Here is a 20020-nt window from a genome sequence, read left to right as displayed (position 1 = left end):
GACGCCCCGCGGTTGCCCGCGAGGCGTCGTCGTCTCAGTCCTCCTCGGCGAGGATCAGGTAGAGCTTCTTGCGGGACTCGTTGATGACGGCGAGAGCCTTCTGCCGCTGCTCGGCGGAGCCGGTCTTCCAGACCTGGCCGAACGCCTCCATCAGGCCGAATCCCGCCTGCCGGACCTCGTTCATCGTCTCCCAGTCGACGCCGCGCCCCGCTTCCTCCCACGGAGCCCGCGGCCCCGCCTCGGCCTCGGTACGCCCGGCGTCGGTGAGCGTGAACAGCTTCTTGCCGCCCTCGCTCTCACTGACGATCAGGCCTTCGTCCTCCAGCAGCTGGAGCGTCGGGTAGACCGAGCCGGGACTGGGGCGCCAGGCCCCGCCGCTGCGCTCGCCGATCTCCTGGATCATCTCGTAGCCGTGCATCGGCCGGTCGGCCAGCAGCGCCAGGATCGACGCGCGTACGTCACCGCGCCGCGCCCGGCCCCTGGGTCCGCCCCTGCCCCGTCCGCCACCACTCCACGGCCCGCCGAACGGCGGCCCGAATGGACCGAAGGCGGCACGCCGCCCCTCGAAGTCACCCCGACCGCGATGGCCGGGCCCGCAGTCCCCATGTCCATGTGAACGCATCACTACGCTCCTTCCATCGTTGATCTGTCGCGATACTCCAACGATATATCGGAACCTCTCCTCCGACAAGCATCAAAGAGTCCAGCCACCCGAAATTGGCCTTGGCCTGCGGCTTTGCTCCGCCCCTACGTTCATGTCCATGCGAATTCAAATCGTCGACGCCTTCACCGACCGGCCCTTCGCCGGCAATCCGGCCGGAGTGCTGCTGCTGGACACCGGCACGTTCCCCGACGACGCCTGGCTCCAGCAGGTGGCCGCCGAGGTGAACCTCTCCGAGACCGCCTTCGCCCACCCGCTCCCTGCGGGCGGCGATGCGGACTGGGCGCTGCGCTGGTTCACCCCCACGGCCGAGGTCGCCATGTGCGGCCACGCCACGCTGGCCACGGCCCACGTCCTGCACTCCACGGGCGCCGCCGCAGGCACCGTGCGCTTCTCGGCGCTCTGCGGCATCCTCACCGCGACACCACAGGACAGCGGCGACGCGTTCACCCTCGACTTCCCGACCGCGCCGCTCACCGCGGTCCCGGTCCCCGGCGGCGTCGCCGAAGCCCTGGGCGCCGAGGTCCTCTCGGCCCACGACACCGGACCGCACATCGGCGACCTGCTGGTCGAGCTGGCCGACGAACGGACCGTACGCGCGCTCACGCCCGACTTCGCCGGCCTCGTGGCCCACTCCGAACGCGGCATCATCGCCACAGCGGCCGCCGAAGACCCCTCCCGCGGCTACGACTTCGTCTCGCGCGGCTTCTTCCCCCGCGTCGGCGTCGACGAGGATCCGGTCACCGGCAGCGCGCACACGGCCCTCGCCCCGTTCTGGTCCCCGCGCCTCGGCCGCGACGAGCTGACCGGCCTCCAGGCTTCCGCCCGCTCGGGCCTGGTCGTCACCTCACTGCGCGGCGACCGCACCCTCCTGACCGGCGGCGCCGTCACCGTCATCGACGGCGAGCTGCTCGCCTGACAGACCGAAGGGGGCGTACGAAACTTCCGTACGCCCCCTCCTCGCCCCGCCTCCTCAGTTGTCCAGAGTCGGCAGCCACCCCACCTTGCCCGCCAGCAGCGCGTACCCCACGAATGCGCCCACATCCAGCAGCGTGTGTGCCACCACCAGCGGACCGACCCGCCCCCAGCGCCGGTACAGCAGCACGAAGACGGCGCCCATCACCATGTTGCCGATGAAGCCGCCGATCCCCTGGTACAGGTGGTACGAGCCTCGCAGCACCGAGCTCGCCGCCAGAGCGCCCACCGGCGACCATCCCAGCTGGTCGAGCCTGCGCAGCAGATACCCGACGACGATGACTTCCTCCAGTACGGAGTTCTGCATCGCGGAAAGGACCAGTACGGGGAACTTCCACCACGCCGGCGGCAGCGAATCCGGCACCACCGTCAGGTTGAATCCCGACTCGACGGCGACCAGATAGAAGGCGAGCCCGGCACTGCCGATGCCCGCCGCCACCAGTGTGCCCCACCCGAGGTCCGGCCACGGCCGCGAACGGTCGAACCCGATCGTGCGCAGCCCCGCCCCCTCCCGCATCAGCAGGTACGCGACCAGGACGACAGGCGCCAGCGCCGACGTGATGCCGAACAACTGCCAGGCGAGATCCAGCCACGGCCGACCGGGCGTGGCGGAGGTGTTGAGCTTCGCCGCCTGGTCCTGGAGCCCGCCCGGTTTCGTGACGGCTCCGACAAATCTGATCAGGGACGACACTCCGCTCGCACCCAGGGAGAGAGCGAGCACGATCAGGACCTCGGTCCGCAAGATCGGTCGCGTCACCTCCCGCCCAGGAGGAAATTCGGCCACCCGCCCCGCCTCTGCCTGCACACCAGCCTCCAGTTCAGCAGCAGCGAGCCCCCTTTTTCTTTGTTCTAGATACTTCGAGATTCTCCGAGAACGTTTGAAATCTTCGAGATCCGAGGAAAGGCTCCACTGCCATGGGACGTCACAGCTTGCCCGACAACGAACCGAACGCCGACACCAGGCCCGTGCGCGCGCCTTACGCCCGCCCCGGAAACCCCACCGGCCACGTGTGCACCGGATCGCCCTGGTGCATCAGCTCGCTGTAGCGGCGGGTCGTGGCGGCCAGCGCGGCTTCGCGCTCCAGACCGGCGTCCAGGGCGCGGTGGTACGTATCAACCTGCCAGGAAGCGCCATTCACGCGCCTCCTGCACCGCTGCTCGATGACACCGAGGTAGTAGTCACGGTCCGCGGGCTCGATTCCCCAGGCGTCGAGCCCGGCTGCGGCCAGCGGCAGCAGTTCGTCCCGTACGAGCTTGACGGCCGGTACCCGCGCCGTCCCGCCGGCGCGGCCCGGCTTCGGCCAGATGATCTCCGCGTCGATCCCGTACCGGCAGGCGGTGTCGAAGTTCTCCTCCGCGGCCTCGAAGGACATCCGCTTCCACACCGGCCGCGCGTCCTCGGCCAGAGCCCGCACGAGCCCGTAGTAGAAAGCCGCGTTGGCGATCACATCCGTCACCGTCGGCCCCGCGGGCAGCACCCTGTTCTCCACCCGCAGATGCGGTACGCCGTCGGCCAGCCCGTACACGGGCCGGTTCCAGCGGTAGACCGTTCCGTTGTGCAGTACGAGCTCCTGGAGCCGCGGCACCCCGCCGTCGTCGAGCACGAGGAGCGGGTCCTCGTCGTCGCAGATCGGCAGGAGGGACGGGAAGTAGCGCAGGTTCTCCTCGAAGAGCTCGTACGCCGAGTCCACCCACCGCTCGCCGAACCACGTCCTGGGCCGTACGCCCTGGGCCTGGAGCTCCGGCGGCCGGGTGTCGGTGGCCTGCTGGAAGAGGGGCGGCCTGGACTCGCGCCAGAGCTCGCGGCCGAAGAGGAACGGCGAATTGGCACCCAGTGCGATCTGCACGCCCGCGATCGACTGCGCCGCGTTCCACACGTCCGCGAAACGGCCCGGCGTGACCTGGAGGTGCAACTGCACGGACGTGCAGGCGGCTTCGGGCGCGATGGAGGCGAAGGTGCAGGTCAGATGCTCCACGCCGGTGATGTCAAGGGTGAAGTCCTCACCTCGCGCGGCGACGATCTGATCGTTGAGGAGCTGGTAGCGGTCGACGTCGGAGAGATTCGCCGAGACCAGGTCGTGGCGTCCGAGCGTCGGCAGAATTCCGATCATCACGATGCCCGCGTCGACCTCTTTGGCTTTCCTGTGCGCGTATCCAAGGCCTGTGCGCAGCTCTTCCGCCAGCTGATCGAGGACGCGTCCTCCGAGCCGGTGCGGAACGATATTTACTTCCAGATTGAACATTCCGAGTTCGGTCTGGAAATCACGGCTCGCGATCCGTTCGAGTACCTCCGCGTTCATCATCATCGGCATACCGTCGGACCCGGCGAGATTGAGCTCTATCTCCAGTCCCATGAAGTTCTTGGGACGGTCGAAGCGCTTCTCCTCCAGCAGCCGCCCCAGCCCCTCCAGGCACTGGTGGAGCTTCTTCCGGTATCTCTGCCGGTCCGACAGGTCGAACCCGCCTGCCACGACCTTCTCCCCCATCGAAGCATCCCTCCTCGAGTGGGCGGCTCACAGCATCGGGCACTCATGTCACGGTCGATGATGCCCCAACGAGCTGATCAGTAACGCCCCACGGCCACCAATGACCGAGTACCCTCCCTGGAGGACTTCAGTGGCACATTCACTCGGCATGCGGCAGAAAGCAGATACCACCCGGTTGCTGCTGGTGAAAAAAGCCTATGAGTTTCGGCCTACCGCTGGCGCTGGAGCTCTCCAGGCCACGGGCCTGCGCTCCAGAAGAATGGGTATATTCTCCGCAGGAAAAGGTCCGGATACCGCCTTGCCCGAAATGCGGACGACGGCTAGCAGAAACACCATGTGAACACGGCTCGTATAAACTCCGCAGACGAGGCAGAGAGTTGGCGCCCGGCGATCGCCCCGGCCCCCCTCTGACCCCGGAACGCAGACAGCGCCGTCCGCACCGCCCACGCACACCCACGCATCACCGTGTCTCCCAAGTGAGAGGCGACCCACCATGCCGCTGCTTGTCCCCCCGGCTCCCGCGCCCGCCCTGCGCAGCGTTCTCGCGGCACTCAGTTCCCCCACCGCCGTCCGCGAGGCCCGTCCCCCGGCCCTCCGTGCGGCTCAGGGACCCCTCAGCCCCGAGTTCCCGCTTCCCTTCCACGTACTGGACGGGATCATCCCGTCGAGCAGGCCGCCGCGCACCCGGCTGACCGGCTGGCGGTTCCTCATCCGAAGCGGCGACCGTACGGTGGCCGCCGCCGACACCATGCTCACCCCCGACGGCTGGGCCTTCTCGCACTTCTGCGAAGGCCCGTACATCGCCTCCAGCGTGCTCGCGCTGCGCCAGGCCGAGGCGATGACCTCGCGCTACCAGCCACGCCTGCTGTCCGTACCGGAGCTCTACATGCTCACCCTGTGGCTGCACGACGGCCCGGAAACCGGTGCCGAAGCCACCGACACCATGCCGCTTCCGACAGACCTGCTCGTACCACTGGCGCCGGCACCGCCCGGCATCGCCTCACACCGCCCGCACCGGGTCGCCGACCTGCTGCCGCTTCTCACCCACCGGCTCACGCCCCCGGCGGCCGTTCCGCTCCTCAGCCAGTCCGCCTGACCACAACAACCCGTTCGCGGGTGCCCCGCCCGTCCGCTGTGCCCCGTGCCCGCCCCGGCCACGGGGCACAGTGCCGTCCTCACGCCCCCCCATCCGGACTAGCCCGTATCGGCCACCCCGAACCACCCGAAGGGACACCCCTGTTGAGCTGAACCGTCCGCACGAGTGACGCGTCATTAATCAGTAAGGAGAGCTGCCGTGAAATCCCTGCGGATCGACGCCCGTGGGGCAACACTGGGGACCGGACCGACTGATACGGGGGGCGGCAATGAACACCGCATCGAGCCGCAGGACACTCACCACAACGCAGCGAAAGAACCCTTCCATGTGCCAGCACCAGCCAGCCTGCCCGACTGCCGACTCCGCCGACCGGGAAGCCGCCCTGCTTGTGGCGCACCACCCCGAGCAGGGCTGGAGCCTGCTGTGCAACGGAGTTCTCGTCTTCGAGGACACCGGTGAGCTGCTGCCGGACGGCCAGATCATCGCTCCGCACCGTCCACTTGACGTGGTCAGGGCCGCCTGACCCGGCCGGTACACCGTCACACCGAGAAACCGCCACACCGTCACACCGCCACACCGCCACACCGATACGACGAGGGGCCGGCCCGGAGAAATCCTCCGAACCGGCCCCCTGCGCATGTCCGCGCCGAGCGACGCGTACCGCGTCCGTCAGTTGTCGTACTCGTCCAGCGGCGGGCACGAGCAGACGAGGTTGCGGTCACCGAACGCACCGTCGATCCGGCGCACCGGCGGCCAGTACTTGTCCGCCGCCGAGACCCCCGCCGGGAAGACCGCCACCTCACGGCTGTACGCGTGCTCCCACTCGCCGCCCAGCGCGGCCGCCGTGTGCGGCGCGTTGCGCAGCGGGTTGTCGTCCGCGGGCCACTCGCCCGACGCGACCTTCTCGATCTCCGCACGAATAGCGATCATCGTGTCGCAGAACCTGTCGATCTCGGCCAGGTCCTCGCTCTCGGTCGGCTCGATCATCAGCGTCCCGGCCACCGGGAACGACATGGTGGGCGCGTGGAAGCCGTAGTCGATGAGCCGCTTGGCTACGTCGTCCACACTGACGCCCGTCGCCTTCGACAGCGGCCGCAGGTCGACGATGGCCTCGTGCGCGACCAGTCCGTTCGGACCGGTGTAGAGCACGGGGTAGTGCGGCTCCAGGCGCTTGGCGATGTAGTTCGCCGCGAGTACGGCGACCTGCGTCGCGCGCTTGAGCCCCTCGCCGCCCATCAGGCGGACGTACGCCCACGAGATCGGCAGAATGCCCGCCGAGCCCCAGGGAGCGGCGGAAATGGGCCCCACGCCCGTCTCGGGGCCGGCTGCCGGCTGGAGCGGGTGGTTCGGCAGGTACGGCGCGAGGTGGGCCCGTACGCCGACCGGCCCGACGCCGGGGCCACCGCCGCCGTGCGGGATGCAGAAGGTCTTGTGCAGGTTCAGGTGGGACACGTCCCCGCCGAACTTGCCCGGCTTGGCCAGCCCGACCAGCGCGTTGAGGTTGGCGCCGTCGACGTACACCTGACCGCCGGCCTCGTGCACCGTCGCGCAGATGTCGGCGACGTGCTCCTCGAACACCCCGTGCGTGGACGGGTAGGTGATCATCAGCACCGACAGTTCGTCGCGGTACTGCTCGATCTTGGCGTGCAGGTCCTCGACGTCGACCTCGCCGTCCTCGCGGGTCTTGACCACGACGACCTTCATGCCCGCCATGACCGCGCTGGCGGCGTTCGTCCCGTGCGCGGACGACGGGATCAGGCACACCGTGCGCTGGTCGTCGCCGTTGGCCCGGTGGTACGCCCGTACCGCCAGCAGGCCCGCGAGCTCGCCCTGCGAACCGGCGTTGGGCTGGATCGACACCGCGTCGTAGCCGGTGACCTCGGCGAGGCGCTCCTCCAGCTCGTGGATGAGCGTCAGATAACCCTCGGCCTGCTCGACCGGCGCGAAGGGGTGGACCGCACCGAACTCCGGCCAGGTGACCGGCTCCATCTCGGTGGTCGCGTTGAGCTTCATCGTGCACGAGCCGAGGGGGATCATGCCGCGGTCGAGCGCGTAGTCGCGGTCGGCGAGCCTGCGCAGGTAGCGCAGCATCGCGGTCTCGGAACGGTGCTGGTGGAAGACGGGGTGCGTGAGAACCTCGTCGCTCCGCAGCAGCCCCTCGGGCAGCGCGTCGGCCACCGTCGCGTCGAGCGCCTCGATGTCGGCGTCGACCCCGAAGGCCGCCCAGACCGCGGCGATCTGCGCGCGGCCCGTCGTCTCGTCGCAGGCCATGGAGACGTGGTCGGCGTCGGCCAGGTACAGGTTGACGCCGCCCTCGCGGGCCGCGGCGACGACGTCGGCCGCCCTGCCGGGGACGCGTGCGGTGAGCGTGTCGAAGTACGCGCCGTGGACGACCTCGACGCCGCCGGCGCACAGGCCCTCGGCGAGCAGCGTCGCGTACCGGTGGGTGCGGCGGGCGATGCCGCGCAGCCCGTCGGGGCCGTGGTAGACGGCGTACATGCCGGCCATCACCGCGAGCAGGACCTGCGCCGTACAGATGTTGCTGGTGGCCTTCTCGCGACGGATGTGCTGCTCACGGGTCTGGAGCGCCAGCCGGTACGCCTTGTTCCCGTCGGCGTCGACGGAGACACCGACGAGCCGCCCCGGCAGGCTGCGCGCGAACTTCTCCCGTACGGCCATGAACCCGGCGTGCGGACCGCCGAAGCCCATCGGCACGCCGAAGCGCTGGGTGGTGCCGACCGCGATGTCCGCGCCGAGCTCGCCGGGCGAGGTCAGCAGCGTCAGTGCCAGCAGGTCGGCGGCGACGGTGACGATCGCCCCGAGCTCGTGGGCCTGCTCGATGACGGGCTTGATGTCCCGTACGGCACCGGAGGCACCCGGGTACTGAAGCAGCACACCGAAGACACCGCGCTCGGCCACCTCGGCCGGGATACCGTCCGACAGGTCGGCGACGACGACCTCGACACCGGTCGGCTCGGCGCGGGTCTGAATCACGGCGACGGTCTGCGGCAGCGTGTCGGAGTCAACCAGGAAGACGCCGTTCTTGACCTTGCCCACGCGGCGCGCGAGCGACATCGCCTCGGCGGCGGCGGTGCCCTCGTCGAGCAGCGACGCGCCCGAGGTCGGCAGTCCGGTCAGGTCCGCGACCATGGTCTGGAAGTTGAGCAGCGCTTCCAGACGGCCCTGCGAGATCTCCGGCTGGTAGGGCGTGTACGCCGTGTACCAGGCCGGGTTCTCCATGACGTTGCGCAGGATGACCGGCGGCGTGAAGGTGCCGTAGTAACCGAGCCCGATCATCGGGGCGAGCACCTGGTTGCGGTCGGCGAGCGTGCGCAGCTCGGCCAGGACTTCGGCCTCGGTGCGTGCGTCGGGCAGTCCGAGCGCCTCGGCGCTCTTGATGACCTCCGGCACCGCGGCCGCGGTCAGCTCGTCGAGCGAGCCGTAACCGACCTGGGCAAGCATCTTGGCCTGAGCTCCGGCATCGGGCCCGATGTGGCGCTGCTCGAAGGGGATGCCACGCTCAAGCTGTGAGAGCGGAATGCGGTTTGCGGTCATCTGCGGAAGGCCTCCTGGTCTGACGCGACCTGCGAGGGGCACCACGGCACGGGTACCCGGACGGCCTCCCCCTCTGTCATCTCAACCTGAGAGCTTCACCGGAAGACCGTGGGAACGTCGCTGACGTCGGGGTCGTTCCGGCTTTCACCGTCGGTGAGGGAGGGATCCGTAACAAGTGCTGTGCCCTCTTCGAGCACATACCCGTCCGACGCCCGCCCTGCTTTCCAGAGTGACCTCGTCCGTGCGGTACGGGGGCCTGAGAGATTCCGGGGAGGAGTTGCTCCTTCGGCGCCTCCGGCACGTTCACCGGAGACTCTCCCGCACGGGGTCAGCAGCCACTGGCCAGCCTACCAGCGAGGCCCGTCGTCGATCCCTCGAGTGGCCGAGTCCACAGTTGTGCCCTTTCGTAGGGTCTAGGGAGCAGCTGCGATCAGTTGGAGGGACCGTGCAGACCGACATCGATCCGCGCAGCCTGATCGGCCGCAAGGCGTTCGACCGCAACGGCAACAAGATCGGAACGGTCGACGAGGTGTACCTCGACGACGCCACCGGCGTCCCCGAATGGGCCGCGGTACGCACCGGCCTCTTCAGCCGGGATGCCTTCGTCCCCCTGGAGCCCAGCAAGGTCGTCGACGACTCCCTCCGCGTGCCCTACGACCGCGCGCTGATCCGGGATGCCCCCGACTTCGGGGTCGGCCGTCACCTCTCCCCCGAGCAGGAGCTGCAGCTTTACCACCACTACGGGCTCGATATCGCCTCTCCCGACGCCGCCTCCTCCGACGCAGCCGCCTCCGACGGGGACTTCGGGCGGCTGGCCGGCGACGACCCCACCTGATCGCCGGCCGCCCGCACCAGTGGGAGCGGGTCCGAGGGCACCAGATCCGGATCGTCCACCTTGAAGGTCCGCACCCGCCCCGGCGGCGATGTCGGCTCCTCGAACCGCACCGTCACCCGTCCGACGCCACTGCCCTGCACCCACCCCGCTCCGTACACGGAGTGCCGCACGTCCTGCCCGGCCAGCCACCGGCGTTCCGGTGGCGGCTCGGGCACCGGCGCCACCGGCTCCCCGCCACCGCCCGCCCCGCCCGCCTTGCCCGCCTCGCCCGCCTCGCTGTCCTCCGCTTCTTCCGCCGCCTCCGCGCGCTCACCCGCCGCCTGCGCGAAGAGGTCTTCCTGAGTGAAGTCGGCGAGCCCGGTGACCCCGACGCCCAGCAGCCGCACCCCGCCCGTGGTGTCCACCGACTCCAGCAGCCGCCCCGCGGCCTCCCGCACCACCGTCGGATCGTCCGTCGGCCCACGCAGCGTCTCCGAGCGTGTCAGCGTCGAGAAGTCGTACCTGCGCACCTTGAGCACCACGGTCCGGCCCGAGCGCCCGGCCGCCCGCAGCCGCTGCACGCACCGGTCGGACAGCCGTACCACCTCGTTCCTGACCCGGACCCGGTCGTGCAGGTCGACCTCGAAGGTGTCCTCGACCGACACCGACTTCGCGTCCCGCTCGGCCACTACGGGCCGATCGTCGTGCCCGAGGGCCATTTGGTACAGCGAGACCCCGTGCGCCTTCCCCAGCAGCCGTACAAGCTCGTCCTCGCCCGCTTCCGCCAGGTCGGCGACGGTCGTCATTCCCGCCCGCCGCAGATGCTCGCCGGTCGCAGGCCCCACGCCCGGCAGTATCCGCACGGGCATGGGCCCCAGCAGCTCGCGCTCGGTCCCCGGCTCGATGAGCACGAGACCGTCCGGCTTGGCCTGCTCCGAAGCGATCTTCGCGAGCATTTTGGACCCGGCGAGCCCCACAGACCCCGTGAGCCCGGTGACAGCTCTGATGTCCACCCGTAGCCGCTCTCCGGCCCTGCGGGCCGAGACCGAGTCGTCCGCCACCCCGCCCGCCTCCAGATCGACGAAGGCCTCATCCAGGCTCAGCGGCTCCACCAAGGGGGAAAGCCGGCCGAGAAGCTCCATGACCTGTTCGCTCACCGACCGGTAGAGGGCGAAGCGCGGCATCAGGTAAGCGGCGTTCGGGCACAGCCGGCGCGCCTGGGCCACCGGCATCGCGGAATGCACCCCGAAACGCCTGGCTTCGTACGAGGCGGTGGCGACGACTCCACGGGTTCCGATACCGCCGACCACCACAGGCTTTCCGCGCAGACTCGGCTTCGCTGCCTGCTCTGCGGCGGCGTAGAAGGCATCCATGTCCAGATGCAGGATGGTCGGCGCGGATCTCACACCATCGATGCTGCCGTACGGCACTGACAATCGGCGGCCTGCGGCGCGGCCGGAAGCCGGAGCGCCCGGTCAGCCGGCCTTGTTGCGGCGCCGTGCGAGCTCGTCGGTGGGGTTGTGCCCGACCAGCGTCTCGCCGGTGTCGACGCGCTCACCGTGGAGCTGGGACAGGGCACTCTCCACGTCCCGCCAGACCACGCCCACGGCGATTCCGAAGACGCCCTGGCCACCCTGGAGCAGTTCGACGACCTCGTCGGGCGACGAGCACTCGTACACCGTCGCGCCGTCGCTCATGAGCGTCATCCGCTCCAGGTCCTGAAATCCGCGGGCCCGCAGGTGCTGGACGGCGGCGCGAATGTTCTGCAACGCGACACCGGTGTCCAGGAAACGCTTGACGATCTTGAGGACGACTACATCGCGAAAGCTGTACAGACGCTGCGTGCCCGACCCGTAAGCCGGCCGCACACTCGGCTCCACCAGTCCCGTACGCGCCCAGTAGTCGAGCTGCCGGTACGTGATCCCCGCCGCCGCACACGCGGTAGGCCCCCGGTACCCGACGCTCTGGGTGCTGTCGGCCGCCGTGGCCCCGCCCATGGCCGACGTCACGCCCTGCCGCCCCGCCAGAGGGTCGACCACACTGCCGTGAAGCGGATACGGCCCGCCCGCCACCGTACCGTCGCCGCTGCTTCTCACGCCGACCTCCGTCCTTGACCTGCCCTGTCGACGGTAGGCAGTCACCCGGGGTGCGTCAACGATCGCCACACTCGGCACGCCGAGTGATAATCACCCTGAGGGTGGTTTCCCGTGCCTCACTTCCGGGAAGGGCTACTCGAATGCGCGGACAGCGCCTGGCGCTCGCGGCTCACTGGCTGTTGGTCCCGAAGTCCTCGGGAGAGATCTGGTCGAGGAACTCGCGGAACTTCTCCACCTCGTCCTCCTGCTCGTCAGGAATCGCGATGCCCGCGTCGTCCAGCACCCCGTCACTGCCGTAGATCGGCGTTCCGGTACGCAGCGCGAGCGCTATGGCGTCGGACGGCCTCGCACTCACTTCGACTCCGCTGGCAAAGACCAGCTCGGCGTAGAAGACCCCTTCCCGCAGGTCGGTGATGCGGACTTCGGTGAGCTCCTGGCCGACCGCTTCCAGTACATCCTTGAAGAGGTCATGGGTCAGCGGCCTGGCAGGGGCCATCCCCTGCTGGGCGAAGGCGATCGCGGTCGCCTCCCCCGGCCCGATCCAGATGGGGAGGTACCGATCGCCTCCCACTTCGCGCAGGAGCACGATCGGTTGGTTCGAGGGCATTTCTACCCGGACACCTACGACGTCGAGCTCGTTCACACAGCAACCCTAGGACGTGCCTGGCAGGTTTGGGTAGTCGGGATCCCCCAAGCTCAGTGCAGCCGCACGCCGAGTGCTGCCTGAATGAGGGCCGAATGGAGCCTGACGGACAGCTCGGCCAGCTCCTTGGCCGTAGCCTCCGCATGGGCTCTGGTCTGCGGATTCCGGTGCCGGCGCAGCGGCGCGACCACCTGTTCGACCAGGTCGGCCTCGCGCTCCGCCGCCGCTTTCACCGCGCGCAGATGCCGCGGCTCCAGACCGAACCGGCCGAATTCGGCGACAAGCCTGGCCACCGTGACGACTTCGGCGTCATAGCCGCCGCCCGGCAGGGGCGAGATCAAGCCGTACGACTCCCAGGCCTCGAGCTCCTCCTCGCCGACCTCGGCGGCCGCCAGGAGCTCCTCCCGGCCGATCCGGGCCGCGGTCGGGCGGTCCGTTCCGTCGCCGGGGGCGCCGGGCGCGCCGTCGTGCGGTTCCCCCGGCCCACCGGCAGCCGGAAGGCGCACCTGCTCACCGCGCTCCAGCGCGTCGAGGTGCTCACGGATGACCTTGAGCGGGAGGTAGTGATCGCGCTGCATACGCAGCACCTGGGCCAGCCGCTCGACATGGTCGGGGGTGAATTTGCGGTAGCCGGAGGCGGTCCGCTGCGGTTCGACGAGTCCCTCGGTCTCCAGAAAACGAATCTTGGAGATGGTGACCTCGGGAAACTCGTCACGCAGCAGGTTCAGCACGGTGCCGATACTCACCAGCCGCTCGCCCGCGGTGGCGGTGCCGTTTCCGGCACCGCCCGTCGGTGTTCGCTGCATGGACCTTCCCGTACGGGTCAGATGGCCCGCTGGCTCGCGTAGAAGACCAGCCGGTACTTACCGATCTGCACCTCGTCGCCGTTCGACAGCGGGACCGAGTCGATCCGCTCACGGTTGACGTAGGTGCCATTGAGACTGCCGACATCGGAGACGGTGAATCCGCCGTCCGCGCCCCGGCGGAACTCCACATGCCGACGCGATACCGTCACGTCGTCCAGGAAGATGTCGCTCTGCGGGTGCCTGCCGGCCGTGGTCAGCTCGCTGTCCAGGAGGAAGCGGCTGCCCGAATTCGGACCGCGTCGCACCACGAGCAGCGCCGCACCGAGCGGAAGGGCGTCGACGGCCGCCTGAGCCTCCGGCGAGAGCGAGGGAGCGGAGGTCTGTCCCGTCGCCTCGGCCTCGTACGCCTCGAGCCCGGAGATGGAGATCGTCGACGTCGTCTCCGAGGGACGCTCGGCGGCGACTCCCGGCCGCAGCGGCGCCCCGCAGTTGGAACAGAAACGACTGGCCTCGGCATTGCGGTGCCCGCACCTCGTACAAACCGGCAAGGCCGACATGGACGGATCCTCCTGCCGCGGCTGCCCCTGGGAGGCATCGGATTCCCCGAAACCTATGCGGCCGGGACCGGCGGGGTCAACAGACGACGCGCCCGGTCCACCCGAAATGCCACCGCCCGGACCAGCGACCTCGTCCCGGAAGAGCGGCCGCTCGCCACCCTGCTCATCGACTTCTTCACCACGCGGCGCACGGTGACGGGCCGTGCTGTTCGCACCGTCCTCGCGTGCACTCTTGCCGAACAACTTCGCAAACAACTTCACGGGCGATTCCCCTTGACTGAAACAGACCCGCCCGTGGGGCAGGACGAACCCTGAATGAACACACCTGCCGAACCGGACATCTTCACAACGTCCGTAGCCACCAAACAGTTTCCACCACGCACCGCACCTTCGATGCGCCGACCCCCCGCAACCTCATGCCCTTGTCCCCGTGCCCCCATGCGCCCCCGCCTCACCGCGGTGACGACTGAGCGTAGTCAGGCTGCTTCGCCGGTCGCAAGGCATCCACGACGATCTTCCCGGAGCGGGTGACGGTAGGGACCGCCCGCTCCTCCTCCAGCGTCTGAACGACGCCACCGGGGATGTTGAGCGCGGGCTCCAGATCCTGCGGCTTGCCGATCACTTCGAAGCGGTACGGGGCTGCGATCTTCTTCCCGTCCACCTGGATGCCGCCGCCGCTGTTCAGGAAGTACGTGTCCGCGACAACCCTGACCTCATTGACCTGGATCGCTTCCGCGCCCGCCGCCCGCAGTTCCTGGATCGCGTCCAGCAGCATGTCCGCCTCCACTGTGGAGTGCCGGTCCGTGATCGTCAACGTGATTCCGGGCCCCTGCGCCGCCACCGTGCCGGCCCAGCACCCCGAGCTGACGTTCCTTCTCCAGCGTCTGCTTGCGCGCCTCTTCCGCCTGGTCCGAGCTGTTCTCCAACTCGGTCTTCTGGTCGTCGAGTTTCTGCTTCTCGTCCTCGAGCCGCTGCGTACGGTCGTCCAGCTCGTCGAGGATGCGCACCAGGTCCTCCTGGCGCGCTCCGCGCAGCGCACTGTCGTCGCTGTTCGACCTGACCTGGATGGCGAGTCCGAGCCCGAGCACGAACAGCAGCAGCGCCACGATCAACTGCGCCCGCGTGACACGCGGCGGCCAGAGCCCCGCGAGCAGTCGCTGACGCCCCGTCGTTGGCCGCTGCGCCACCGGCTCTTGAGCCGCCGGATCCTGGGCCGCATGCTGTGGTGCCTGGGAGGTCTGCGCTTCTTCTTCGTCGCGCCGAGGGTTGTCTTCTGTACTCATCTGCCTCACGCCCGGAACACGTGACGGCGAATCGCCGCCGCGTTGGAGAAGATCCGGATGCCGAACACCACGACCACACCCGTGGACAACTGCGCACCGACGCCCAACTTGTCCCCCAGGAACACGATCAGGGCCGCCACCACGACATTCGACAGGAAGGACACGACGAAGACCTTGTCGACGAAGATGCCGTCGAGCATGGCCCGCAGGCCACCGAAGACCGCGTCGAGCGCAGCGACGACGGCGATCGGCAGATACGGCTCGACCACGGCCGGCACCTCGGGCCGGACCAACAGCCCGACCACGACTCCCACGACGAGGCCCAGTACGGCGATCACGATGTGCCCTTCCCTGTGTTGGCCGCGGCCTGCCCGGCGCCCGCGACCAGCGGCTCTGCTGTACGTACGATCAGGCTCGGCGCGGCGGGAAGCCGTACCTGTTCCTGAGCGGAAATGCTCGTCCTGATGCCGTAGCTCTCCTGCAGGACATGCAGGTACCGGCCATCGGCGCTGTCCTGGAAAGCGCTACTCAGCCGCTGCCCGTCCCCCACCGCCAGCACCGTGTACGGCGGCACCAGCGGCCTGTTGTCGACCAGTATGGCGTCGCCGGCTGCCCGGATCGCCGACAGGGATGTCAGCCGCTGCCCGTTGATGGCCACCGCCTCGGCGCCCGAGGACCACAGACCGTTGACGACCCGCTGCATGTCCCGGTCCCGCAGCCGGCCCGTGTCGGAGAAGCTGCTGCTTTCCCGAGGCTCGCCGCCGCCCTCGTCGCTGTTCTTGGCATCGTCGACGACGAGCTTCACCCCACGCCCCTGCACCACCGTCGCCCCGGACAGCAGCGCCACCAGCCCGCCCTGGTCACCACCATGCTTCTGGAGCGCCTTGCGCTGCCGCTCCCCCACCTCGGTCCGGAGTTTCTCGACGTTCCGCTCCAGCGAGTCGGCCGCCGAAGTCTCCGCCTCCACGCGATTGATGAGCTCTTCACGCTCTTTGGCGATCACCGGCGCCTCTATCCGCGCCTGCGCCGCACCCACCGTGACGACCAGGGCGGCCAGCACCAGTCCGGCCGCCAGTCCGAGCTTCGCGCGCAGCGTGCGCGGCATGCCCGCGCTGCCGTCTGCCTTCCTGCGGGCGGTAGCCTCCGCGTACCCGTCGTCGAGGCTGTGGTCCATCACATTGGTCAGCAGCGACATGGACGCGTCGGGGCGCCGAGGTGGCGAAGACGTGCTCCGATCAGGGGACTGCTGCGACATGCCGCACATCGTCGCACGTCGCGGCGGCTACCGCCGAATGGCCCCTCCGGTGTGCCGGACGGCGTTGTCACACTCCGTCCGGCACACCGGTCACACCTCAGTGACCTGCGCTGTCCACGACCGCGGACCACTCGTCGAGCAGCGCCTGGGCCGAATCGTCATCGGGCCCCTCGGCCCACAGATGAGTGACAGCCTCCGCGGGGTCGGGCAGCACCATCACCCAGCGCCCGTCCGCCTCGACCACGCGCACGCCGTCGGTCGTGTCCACGAACCGATCTCCGGCGGCCTCGACCACGCGGCGCATGACGAGCCCCTTGACGGCCCACGGCGTCGCAAGGTCACGTCGCAGCACATGGGCTCGCGGTATCCGCGCGTCGATCTGGCTCAGCGTGAGCTGCGTCCTGGCCACCAGCCCGATCAGCCGCACGAAGGCGGCGGCGCCGTCGAAGACACTGCTGAACTCGGGAATGATGAAGCCGCCGCGCCCGTCACCACCGAAGATGGTGGACTCCTCACGGCCGACCCGTGTCAGGTCGTCCGGCGAGGTGGTCGTCCACTCCACCTGCGTTCCGTGGTACGCCGCCACCTGCTCGGCGATCCTGGTGGTGGTCACCGGCAGCGCGACCCGCCCACTGCGCCGTTCGGCTGCCACAAGGTCGAGCATGACGAGCAGCGCCCGGTCGTCCTCGATGATCCGGCCGCGCTCGTCGACCAGCGACAACCGCTCACCCACCGGGTCGAACCGCACACCGAAGGCGGCCCGCGCCGAAGCGACGATCTCCCCGAGCCGGACAAGACCGGAACGGCGCGAATCGCTCGTCTCGGTGGGCCTGGACTCGTCCAGGCCGGGATTGATGGTCAGCGCGTCGACCCCGAGCCGCCCGAGAAGGCTGGGCAGGACAAGACCGGCGCTTCCGTTGGAGGCGTCGACGACGACCTTGAGCCCTGAGTCGGCGATGCCGGTGACGTCCAGGTTCCGCAGCAGCGACCCGGTGTAGGAGTCGAAGACACTGGCCGGGAAGTGCAGGTCACCGATCTCTCCGGGGAAGGCCCGCCGGTATTCCTGCCGCGCGAACACCCGGTCCAGCTTGCGCTGCCCGGCCTGCGACAGGTCCGCGCCCCGCTCGTCGAAGAACATGATGTCGACGGAGTCCGGCACACCGGGAGTCGTACGGATCATGATGCCGCCGGCGCTACCTCGCGCCGTCTGCTGACGCGCCACAGGCAGCGGCACGTTCTCCAGGTCGCGTACGTCGATGGCACTCGCCTGCAAGGCGGAGATAACCGCCCGCTTCAGCGCACGCGCACCACGCGAGTGGTCACGCGCGGTGGTGACCGTCGCGCCCTTCTTGAGTGTGGTGGCATAGGCGCCCGCGAGGCGGACCGCAAGCTCGGGGGTGATCTCGACGTTCAGAATCCCGGAGACACCACGCGCACCGAAGAGATGCGCCTGCCCCCGCGACTCCCAGATCACCGAGGTGTTGACGAAAGCACCGGCCTCGATGGTCTTGAACGGGTAGACCCGCACATTGCCCTGGACAATCGATTCCTCGCCGACGAGGCACTCGTCACCGATGACGGCGCCGTCCTCGATCCGCGCGGCCCGCATGATGTCGGTGTTCTTACCGATCACGCAGCCACGCAGGTTGCTGTGCTGGCCGATGTAGACGTTGTCGTGCACGACGGCCCGATGAAGGAACGCGCCGCTCTTGACGACGACGTTGGACCCCACGACCGTGTGCTCACGCAGCTCCACGCCGGCCTCGACCTTGGCGTAGTCACCGATGTAGAGGGGCCCGCGCAGCACCGCGTCGGGATGCACCTCGGCGCCTTCGGCCACCCACACACCGGGAGAGATCTCGAAACCGTCGAGATCCACGTCGACCTTGCCCTCGAGCACGTCGGCCTGCGCCTTGACGTAGCTCTCGTGGGTGCCGACATCCTCCCAGTAACCCTCGGCGATGTAGCCGTAGATCGGCTTGCCTTCCTTCATCAGCTGAGGGAAGACATCACCGGACCAGTCGACAGAGACATCCGCTTCCACATAGTCGAACACCTCGGGCTCCATGACATAGATGCCCGTATTCACGGTGTCCGAGAAGACCTGCCCCCACGTGGGCTTCTCCAGGAACCGTTCGACCTTTCCTGCCTCATCGACAATCGTGATGCCGAACTCCAGAGGGTTCGGCACCCGGGTCAGGCACACCGTGACCAGCGCGCCCTTCTCCTTGTGGAATCTGATCAGGTCAGTGAGGTCGAAGTCGGTGAGAGCATCGCCAGAAATAACAAGGAAAGCATCGTCCTTCAATGCTTCCTCGGCGTTCTTTACGCTGCCCGCAGTGCCGAGTGGCTTCTCCTCATTGGCATAGGTGAGCTCCATTCCGAGCTCTTCGCCGTCACCGAAGTAGTTCTTGACGAGCGAGGCCAGAAACTGCACGGTTACGACGGTTTCACTGAGCCCATGCCGCTTGAGCAGCCGCAGCACATGCTCCATGATCGGCCGATTGGCGACCGGCAGGAGCGGCTTGGGCATGCTCGAGGTCATGGGGCGAAGGCGAGTGCCCTCGCCACCAGCCATCACGACGGCCTTCATGTCGGGAAAGTCCTCCTCGAAGAGACGACGGTCTAGCCGACTTCGCCCGTCCGGGACTGCCTGAGAGGCATCATGCGCAGACAATCAGGCGCTTGGGCAGCACCAGTCATCGGCAGGCTCAGTCGGCCGCGGTCTCCGCCTTCACCAGCCGGCGGACCTGGACCACGTAAAGGATTCCTGCCCACCAATACAGAGTTGTACCCCATCCGGCGAACGCCCATCCGAAAATAGCAGCCAGTGACGGCAGCCACCCGTTTCCGTCACTGAGAAGCAGCAACGGGAAGGCGTACATCAGGTTGAACGTCGCGGCCTTCCCCAGGAAGTTCACCTGCGGCGGCGGATAGCCGTGCTTGCGGAGGATGCCCACCATCACCAGAAGCATCAGCTCCCTCGCCAAAAGGGCAGCGGTGAGCCACAACGGCAGGATCTCTCGCCATGTAAGGCCAAGCAAGGTGGAAAGGATGTACAGCCGGTCGGCAGCGGGGTCCAGCAGGCGCCCGAGCTTACTGATCTGGTTCCAGCGACGGGCAAGCTTTCCGTCGAGATAGTCGCTGATGCCGCTGAGCATCAACACCAGCAAGGCCCAGCCGTCACTCTTGGGCCCACCGAACACAGGCAGGAGAATCAGCCACAGAAACAGAGGCACGCCGGCGAGGCGGGCCATGCTGAGGATGTTCGGGATGGTGAGCACCCGGTCCGTCTGAACGCGGGTCTCCTGGACCTCCACCCGGGGGCCTCCTGTGGGAACGGTGTCGATGATGCGCCCCTGACCTTACCCTCAGCCACGTCAGCCGGGCACACAGGGGTACGGACCGGACCTGAACGCAGAAAAGCCCCGCACCATGAAAGGTGCGGGGCTTTCCCACAATGATTGTTCGGCGGCGTCCTACTCTCCCACAGGGTCCCCCCTGCAGTACCATCGGCGCTGAAAGGCTTAGCTTCCGGGTTCGGAATGTAACCGGGCGTTTCCCTAACGCTATGACCACCGAAACACTATGAAGATATCGAACCGGATGTTGGCACAGTTCGTTACTTCAGAACTAACACAGTGGACGCGAGCAACTGAGGACAAGCCCTCGGCCTATTAGTACCAGTCAGCTCCACCCGTTACCGGGCTTCCACATCTGGCCTATCAACCCAGTCGTCTACTGGGAGCCTTAACCCCTCAAAGGGGGTGGGAACACTCATCTCGAAGCAGGC

At 68.3% G+C, this 20020-nt stretch carries 17 protein-coding genes, 2 rRNA genes, 1 pseudogene and 2 riboswitches; of the genes and pseudogenes, 4 read left to right on the top strand and 16 right to left on the bottom strand.

Annotation, left to right across the window (positions count from 1 at the left end):
• Positions 1 to 34 precede the first annotated feature (34 nt).
• Positions 35 to 622, bottom strand: coding sequence for a PadR family transcriptional regulator (locus G412_RS0129145; protein ID WP_078607494.1), 588 nt, complete (start codon positions 620 to 622; stop codon positions 35 to 37).
• A gap of 139 nt (positions 623 to 761) precedes the next feature.
• On the opposite strand from G412_RS0129145, the gene G412_RS0129140 reads away from it, so the two are divergent.
• A complete protein-coding gene (locus tag G412_RS0129140; RefSeq protein ID WP_028815133.1) occupies positions 762 to 1580 on the top strand; it encodes a PhzF family phenazine biosynthesis protein in 819 nt (272 codons plus the stop codon).
• Between the two features lie 54 nt (positions 1581 to 1634).
• On the opposite strand, the gene G412_RS0129135 is transcribed toward G412_RS0129140, so the two are convergent.
• Together G412_RS0129135 and G412_RS0129130 are read right to left on the bottom strand one after the other, a co-directional pair.
• A complete protein-coding gene (locus G412_RS0129135) occupies positions 1635 to 2441 on the bottom strand; it encodes a CPBP family intramembrane glutamic endopeptidase (protein WP_037650196.1) in 807 nt (268 codons plus the stop codon).
• Positions 2442 to 2613: 172 nt separating this feature from the next.
• On the bottom strand, positions 2614 to 4122 hold the full coding sequence (locus tag G412_RS0129130; RefSeq protein WP_028815131.1) for a glutamate-cysteine ligase family protein: 1509 nt from the start codon (positions 4120 to 4122) through the stop codon (positions 2614 to 2616).
• A gap of 493 nt (positions 4123 to 4615) precedes the next feature.
• Here G412_RS0129130 and G412_RS0129125 point away from each other — a divergent pair, with 493 nt between their 5' ends.
• Together G412_RS0129125 and G412_RS0129120 are read left to right on the top strand one after the other, a co-directional pair.
• Complete coding sequence (locus G412_RS0129125) at positions 4616 to 5218, top strand: hypothetical protein (RefSeq protein WP_028815130.1); 603 nt, start codon at positions 4616 to 4618, stop codon at positions 5216 to 5218.
• A 325-nt stretch (positions 5219 to 5543) separates the two neighbouring features.
• A complete protein-coding gene (locus G412_RS0129120) occupies positions 5544 to 5741 on the top strand; it encodes a DUF5999 family protein (protein ID WP_028815129.1) in 198 nt (65 codons plus the stop codon).
• A 146-nt stretch (positions 5742 to 5887) separates the two neighbouring features.
• On the opposite strand, the gene gcvP is transcribed toward G412_RS0129120, so the two are convergent.
• Positions 5888 to 8773, bottom strand: coding sequence for an aminomethyl-transferring glycine dehydrogenase (gene gcvP / locus G412_RS0129115; RefSeq protein WP_028815128.1), 2886 nt, complete (start codon positions 8771 to 8773; stop codon positions 5888 to 5890).
• Positions 8774 to 8839: 66 nt separating this feature from the next.
• Positions 8840 to 9006: riboswitch (glycine riboswitch) on the bottom strand.
• 1 nt (position 9007) lies between these two features.
• Positions 9008 to 9104: riboswitch (glycine riboswitch) on the bottom strand.
• Positions 9105 to 9218: 114 nt separating this feature from the next.
• Here gcvP and G412_RS0129110 point away from each other — a divergent pair.
• Positions 9219 to 9608 (top strand): PRC-barrel domain-containing protein, encoded by a 390-nt coding sequence (locus tag G412_RS0129110; RefSeq protein WP_028815127.1) that lies wholly within the window; start codon positions 9219 to 9221, stop codon positions 9606 to 9608.
• On the opposite strand, the gene G412_RS0129105 is transcribed toward G412_RS0129110, so the two are convergent.
• From G412_RS0129105 to G412_RS0129050, 12 genes and pseudogenes are all read right to left on the bottom strand, one after another.
• Complete coding sequence (locus G412_RS0129105; protein WP_028815126.1) at positions 9512 to 10993, bottom strand: DNA polymerase IV; 1482 nt, start codon at positions 10991 to 10993, stop codon at positions 9512 to 9514. The genes G412_RS0129110 and G412_RS0129105 overlap by 97 nt on opposite strands.
• 69 nt (positions 10994 to 11062) lie before the next feature.
• Positions 11063 to 11683 carry a MerR family transcriptional regulator gene (locus G412_RS0129100; RefSeq protein WP_028815125.1) on the bottom strand — a complete coding sequence of 207 codons (621 nt, stop codon included), beginning with the start codon at positions 11681 to 11683 and terminating at the stop codon, positions 11063 to 11065.
• Between the two features lie 169 nt (positions 11684 to 11852).
• Entirely contained in the window at positions 11853 to 12326 is a 474-nt protein-coding gene (locus G412_RS0129095; protein WP_006123076.1) for a bifunctional nuclease family protein, read from the bottom strand.
• A 53-nt stretch (positions 12327 to 12379) separates the two neighbouring features.
• Positions 12380 to 13132 carry a transcriptional regulator FtsR gene (gene ftsR / locus G412_RS0129090; protein WP_028815124.1) on the bottom strand — a complete coding sequence of 251 codons (753 nt, stop codon included), beginning with the start codon at positions 13130 to 13132 and terminating at the stop codon, positions 12380 to 12382.
• 17 nt (positions 13133 to 13149) lie between these two features.
• The gene (locus G412_RS38655; RefSeq protein ID WP_078607491.1) at positions 13150 to 14058 is read right to left on the bottom strand and encodes an FHA domain-containing protein; all 909 of its coding nucleotides are present in this window, start codon (positions 14056 to 14058) and stop codon (positions 13150 to 13152) included.
• 82 nt (positions 14059 to 14140) lie between these two features.
• Positions 14141 to 14972 (bottom strand): annotated as a pseudogene (locus tag G412_RS36495) (DUF881 domain-containing protein).
• Between the two features lie 5 nt (positions 14973 to 14977).
• On the bottom strand, positions 14978 to 15310 hold the full coding sequence (locus G412_RS0129075; RefSeq protein WP_023543062.1) for a small basic family protein: 333 nt from the start codon (positions 15308 to 15310) through the stop codon (positions 14978 to 14980).
• Positions 15307 to 16227: a DUF881 domain-containing protein gene (locus tag G412_RS0129070; RefSeq protein WP_037650193.1), complete on the bottom strand. Its 921-nt coding sequence runs from the start codon at positions 16225 to 16227 to the stop codon at positions 15307 to 15309. Before G412_RS0129070 ends, G412_RS0129075 begins: the two co-directional genes overlap by 4 nt.
• Before the next feature lie 97 nt (positions 16228 to 16324).
• Positions 16325 to 18820 carry a mannose-1-phosphate guanyltransferase gene (locus G412_RS0129065; RefSeq protein ID WP_028815121.1) on the bottom strand — a complete coding sequence of 832 codons (2496 nt, stop codon included), beginning with the start codon at positions 18818 to 18820 and terminating at the stop codon, positions 16325 to 16327.
• A 118-nt stretch (positions 18821 to 18938) separates the two neighbouring features.
• Positions 18939 to 19547 (bottom strand): cardiolipin synthase ClsA, encoded by a 609-nt coding sequence (clsA, locus tag G412_RS0129060; RefSeq protein WP_028815120.1) that lies wholly within the window; start codon positions 19545 to 19547, stop codon positions 18939 to 18941.
• 146 nt (positions 19548 to 19693) lie between these two features.
• Positions 19694 to 19810 (bottom strand): 5S ribosomal RNA (rrf, locus tag G412_RS0129055).
• A gap of 74 nt (positions 19811 to 19884) precedes the next feature.
• Positions 19885 to 20020: ribosomal RNA gene (locus G412_RS0129050) — 23S ribosomal RNA — on the bottom strand; the annotation flags it as partial.

Origin of the sequence: Streptomyces flavidovirens DSM 40150, from assembly GCF_000429085.1 — a bacterium.
In the GTDB taxonomy this organism is placed as follows: Bacteria; Actinomycetota; Actinomycetes; order Streptomycetales; family Streptomycetaceae; genus Streptomyces; species Streptomyces flavidovirens.
Note: the sequence above shows the minus strand (reverse complement) of the source record. Positions and strands in the feature narration are given on the sequence as shown.

Excerpts from the sequence above, each read along its gene's own strand:
- G412_RS0129145 (WP_078607494.1), bottom strand. The coding sequence starts at position 622 with ATGCGTTCACATGGACATGGGGACTGCGGGCCCGGCCATCGCGGTCGG.
- G412_RS0129140 (WP_028815133.1), top strand. The coding sequence starts at position 762 with ATGCGAATTCAAATCGTCGACGCCTTCACCGACCGGCCCTTCGCCGGC.
- G412_RS0129130 (WP_028815131.1), bottom strand. The coding sequence starts at position 4,122 with ATGGGGGAGAAGGTCGTGGCAGGCGGGTTCGACCTGTCGGACCGGCAG.
- G412_RS0129125 (WP_028815130.1), top strand. The coding sequence starts at position 4,616 with ATGCCGCTGCTTGTCCCCCCGGCTCCCGCGCCCGCCCTGCGCAGCGTT.
- G412_RS0129120 (WP_028815129.1), top strand. The coding sequence starts at position 5,544 with ATGTGCCAGCACCAGCCAGCCTGCCCGACTGCCGACTCCGCCGACCGG.
- gcvP (WP_028815128.1), bottom strand. The coding sequence starts at position 8,773 with ATGACCGCAAACCGCATTCCGCTCTCACAGCTTGAGCGTGGCATCCCC.
- ftsR (WP_028815124.1), bottom strand. The coding sequence starts at position 13,132 with ATGCAGCGAACACCGACGGGCGGTGCCGGAAACGGCACCGCCACCGCG.
- G412_RS0129070 (WP_037650193.1), bottom strand. The coding sequence starts at position 16,227 with ATGTCGCAGCAGTCCCCTGATCGGAGCACGTCTTCGCCACCTCGGCGC.
- G412_RS0129065 (WP_028815121.1), bottom strand. The coding sequence starts at position 18,820 with ATGAAGGCCGTCGTGATGGCTGGTGGCGAGGGCACTCGCCTTCGCCCC.